The organism is Lachnoanaerobaculum sp. (assembly GCF_057250505.1).
This window is the reverse complement of record NZ_DBHIEQ010000032.1, coordinates 1-4,682: the sequence shown is the minus strand read 5'-3', so window position 1 is coordinate 4,682 and position 4,682 is coordinate 1. Positions and strand designations below refer to the sequence as shown.

At 38.1% G+C, this 4,682-nt stretch carries 3 protein-coding genes; all 3 read right to left on the bottom strand.

Going from position 1 to position 4,682, the window contains the following annotated elements:
• Positions 1-1,406 (bottom strand): ATP-binding protein (locus ACO6FI_RS11420; protein ID WP_485457439.1); only part of this gene is annotated, 1,406 nt, incomplete at its 3' end.
• A gap of 65 nt (positions 1,407-1,471) precedes the next feature.
• Positions 1,472-3,217: a transcription termination factor Rho gene (rho, locus tag ACO6FI_RS11415; RefSeq protein ID WP_485457438.1), complete on the bottom strand. Its 1,746-nt coding sequence runs from the start codon at positions 3,215-3,217 to the stop codon at positions 1,472-1,474.
• A gap of 5 nt (positions 3,218-3,222) precedes the next feature.
• On the bottom strand, positions 3,223-4,545 hold the full coding sequence (locus ACO6FI_RS11410; protein WP_485457437.1) for a replication-associated recombination protein A: 1,323 nt from the start codon (positions 4,543-4,545) through the stop codon (positions 3,223-3,225).
• Between the last annotated feature and the right edge of the window lie 137 nt (positions 4,546-4,682).

Sequence of the window (4,682 nt, the reverse complement as noted above, 5' to 3'; positions counted from 1 at the left end):
TTAATCTCGGCATTTGCAAGTACCTTATCAATGGATGCCTTTTCCACATTCAAAATCTTACCTCTGATAGGTAAGATGGCCTGAAAATTTCTGTTTCTGGCAGTCTTTGCCGAACCTCCGGCGGAATCACCCTCTACGATAAATATCTCACATTTACTCGGGTCCTTTAATTCACAGTTTGCAAGCTTACCGTTTGACTCAAATGAAAATTTTGACTTTGTGAGCATATTTGTTTTGGCTCTTTCCTCGGCCTTTCTTATCTTGGCGGACTTCTCGGCACATGAAATAATAGCCTTTATAACATCCACATTTCTGTCAAAATATCTTGTAAGCTCATCTCCTGTCACGGTAAGCACGGCTCTTGTGGCGTCAGCAGAAGCCAGCTTGGTCTTTGTCTGTCCTTCAAACATAGGGTTCGGATGCTTGATACTTACTATTGCGGTCATACCGTTTCTTGTATCCGCCCCTGTAAAATTGCTGTCCTTATCCTTCAAAATTCCAAGTTCTCTGGCATATGTATTTACAAGTCCCGTAAACTTGGTTTTAAATCCGGCTATATGTGTTCCGCCCTCCTGAGTAAATATATTGTTACAAAATCCAAGTATATTCTCCTCAAAGGCATCTACAAACTGTATAGCCACCTCAACTTCGATATTGTCACATACACCCTTATATGATATAGGTGCATGCATCACCTCTTTACCCTTGTTTAATTCCTTTACATATGCCACAATGCCCTCAGGCTCATGGTATGTCTTTTCCTCATGCTCATTTTCTCTGTTATTTATAAAATGCAGTATAAGACCCGGATTTAAATATGCACTCTCATGCATCCTTGACTTTAACCAATCTGCCCTAAACCTTATTACTTCAAATATGGTATCGTCAGGTAAAAATGTTATCTCGGTACCTGTCTCCCTTGTCTTTCCTATAGTCGGCAAAAGGCCTTTTTTTAACTCGATTACAGGTATACCTTTTTCATATCTGTCATGATGTATATAACCGTCACGATATACCTTTATATCCAAAAAATTTGACAGTGCATTGACTACGGATGAACCTACTCCATGTAATCCTCCGCTTGTCTTATAAGATTCATTGTCAAACTTTCCGCCTGCATGTAGTGTGGACAGTACCACTCTCTCCGCCGAAATACCCTTTTGATGCATCTCCACAGGTATTCCTCTACCGTCATCCTTTACAGTGCAGGAGCCGTCCGCATTCAAAGTCACCCATATATTTTTGCAATATCCTGCCAAATGTTCGTCAATGGAATTATCCATTATTTCATATATGAGGTGATTGAGTCCCTTTACACCTACACCGCCAATATACATTCCCGGTCTTACTCTGACCGCTTCAAGTCCCTCAAGTACTGTAATACTGCCTGCATTATAGTCCTTCATAAAACCTCTCTTTTACAAAAATGTAACAGTCCGGCAATGCCAAACTGTTACATAAAATCTATATCTTATTCTTCAATATGTGAAATAACATCTTCAACAAGCTCTTCATTATTTTCTGTAGAATCGAACTTCTGTATAATCTGCTCCGCACTGTCTTCCGGTTTCATATTTTCAGTAGCTTTTCTCATTGCGTTTACAGCCAAAGCCTCTCTCTCGCTGAGAAGTAAATCGTCTCTTCTTGTAGAGCTCTTTAATACATCAATTGCCGGGAATATTCTCTTTTCTGAAAGCTTTCTGTTAAGTACTATTTCCATATTTCCTGTTCCCTTGAACTCCTCAAATACTACATCATCCATCCTGCTGCCTGTATCTACAAGTGCCGTAGCAAGTATTGTCAGGCTGCCGCCCTCTCTTATGTTTCTTGCAGCTCCGAAGAAACGCTTAGGCATATGAAGTGCAGCAGGATCAAGTCCTCCTGAAAGTGTTCTGCCGCTCGGTGCGACTGTAAGGTTGTAAGCTCTTGCAAGTCTTGTAATTGAATCAAGAAGTATCATTACGTCCTTGCCCTGCTCTACAAGTCTCTTTGCTCTTTCTATAACCATCTCTGATACTCTCTTATGTCTTTCAGGTACCTCATCAAATGTAGAGTATATAACCTCAACATTGTCACCTACAATAGCCTCTTTAATATCTGTAACCTCTTCAGGTCTCTCATCAATAAGTAAGATAATAAGATGCATCTCCTTCTCATTGGCTATAATGGACTTTGCAATCTCTTTTAAAAGTGTTGTCTTTCCGGCCTTAGGCTGTGCAACTATCATACCCCTTTGTCCCTTGCCTATAGGTGCAAGCAAATCTACTATTCTCATAGCCTTGGATTTGGTTTCATTAGTTGCAATATGTATTCTGACATCCGGGAATACAGGTGTCAAATCTTCAAAATTCGGTCTCTCTCCCAATTCATCTACAGGTGTTGAGTTCACCGTATTTATATAAAGAAGTGCCGCAAATTTCTCTGTAGCCGTCTTTATCTTCTTCATTCCGGATACGACATCCCCTGTTCTTAACCCGAACTTCTTTATTTGTGCAGGTGAAACATATACATCATTGTCCCCCGGCAAGAAATTCTCACATCTGATAAATCCGAAACCGTCAGGCATAATTTCAAGTATTCCCTCAGCTATCTCACCCGACTCAAGGTCTCTCATATCTGTAGTGTAATCTCTGTCCCTTTGATATCTGCTGTACTGATCGTAGTAATCATTTCTGTAGCCCTGCTGATTTTGATATTGATCCCGGTACTGATTGCTTCCATACTGATTCTGATACTGGTTATTATACTGATTGCCGTACTGGTTTTGATTGTTGTAATAATTAGGTGTATTTCCCTGATTATTGCCCGGCTGATTGTTATATCTTTGCTGATATGAATTGTTATATCCTGTTGTTCTGCCTTGATTCATAACATTATTCCTCTGTGTGCTATGGTATGTGTTCCTATTCTGATTTGAATATCCGGACTGGTTTGCATAGCCGCTTTGATTTGAATAATTATTTTGAGATGAATAGTTGTTCTGGTTTGAATAACCGTTCTGGCTCTGATAATTATCTCTTTGATAAGAATTCTCTCTAGTCGCCACTTCAGACGAACCTCCTTCGCTTTTTGCTATCGGCTTATTCTGATTTTCAGAAAACTCCACTAATAAATCTATTAAGTTTGCTTTGTTTAAATTGCTGACGCCTTTAAATCCCTGTTCTCTTGCAATTTCTTTCAACTGTACTAATGATAAAGTTTGTAACTTCTCCTTCATAATTGTCAACTTTCTTTTTTTATTTTTTCTAAATATTCTTTGATGTTCTTTTCAAAACCCATATCTGTCAGATTTAAAAAGACCGAATCTTTTATTTCATCCGGTAAATATTGCTGTTTTACATAATGATTTTTATAGTCATGTGCATACTTATATCCCACACCTGTTCCTATATCTTTTTCACCCTCATAGTTTGCATTCCTGATATGTTTCGGTACATCATAATCAATATTTTCCTGTACAAACTTCAGTGCAGCATTTATGGCTGCGTAGGATGCATTTGATTTCGGTGCACAGGCAACATAATTTGCCGCCTCAGCCAAAATAATCCTTGCTTCAGGCATTCCCACTCTTTCCACCGCCAAAAAAGCGTTGGTCGCAACACATAGTGCATTTGCATCCGCCAACCCCACATCCTCAGCGGCACATATAACTATTCGTCTGGCAATAAACTTTATATCTTCACCTGCATAGAGCATTTTTGCCAAATAGTACATAGTCGCATCCGGATCCGAGCCCCTCATACTCTTTATAAATGCGGAAATTGTGTCATAGTGACCGTTCCCGTCCTTATCATATTTTAAAACTTTTTTCTGAATACATTCGCTTATAATATTTATGTCTATATGAATTTTACCGTCTGTTGAAATATCTGTTGTAAGAATCGCCAATTCTAACGCATTCAATGCACTTCTTGCATCTCCGTCTGCATTTTTGGAAATAAATTCTATAGCATCTTTGGAAATATCTAACTCATATTTTCCCATCCCTCTTTCTTTATCTTTTATCGCATTATTTAAAATTGATTCTATATCACTATATGAAAGCGGCTTTAATTCCAATACTCTTGACCTTGAAATCAAAGCCTTATTAACTTCAAAGAACGGATTTTCCGTTGTCGCACCAATAAGTATTATTGTACCATCTTCTACAAAGGGTAACAAGTAGTCTTGTTGAGATTTATTAAATCTGTGAATTTCATCAATAAACAAAATCGTTTTTTTCTTATACATTGAAAATGATACTTCGGCTTCTGAGATTGCCTCTTCCATATCCTTTTTTCCGGCTGTGGTGGCATTGATTTGCTTAAAAATTGACTTGGTGGTATTTGCAATGACCTTTGCTATCGTTGTCTTTCCACATCCCGGGGGACCGAAGAATATAATTGAACTCAGTTTATCAGCCTTTATCGCTCTATATAAGAATTTATCCTTGCCTAAAATATGCTCCTGCCCTACTATCATATTCAAAGAATCAGGTCTTAACCTTGAAGCCAACGGGGCATTCTCCTTTTCGTTAACTTCTTTCATATAATCAAATAAGTCCATACTATCTCCATACAGGTTATCTACTTTACTTTACCACATTTTTTTGATTTGTCAAATATATTCTTATCATTCTATAGAATATTTATAAGCCGTATATGATAAAGTCCTAATATACCCCAAACGAAAATGTCCTGTTT

Excerpts from the sequence above, each read along its gene's own strand:
- rho (WP_485457438.1), bottom strand. The coding sequence starts at position 3,217 with ATGAAGGAGAAGTTACAAACTTTATCATTAGTACAGTTGAAAGAAATT.
- ACO6FI_RS11410 (WP_485457437.1), bottom strand. The coding sequence starts at position 4,545 with ATGGACTTATTTGATTATATGAAAGAAGTTAACGAAAAGGAGAATGCC.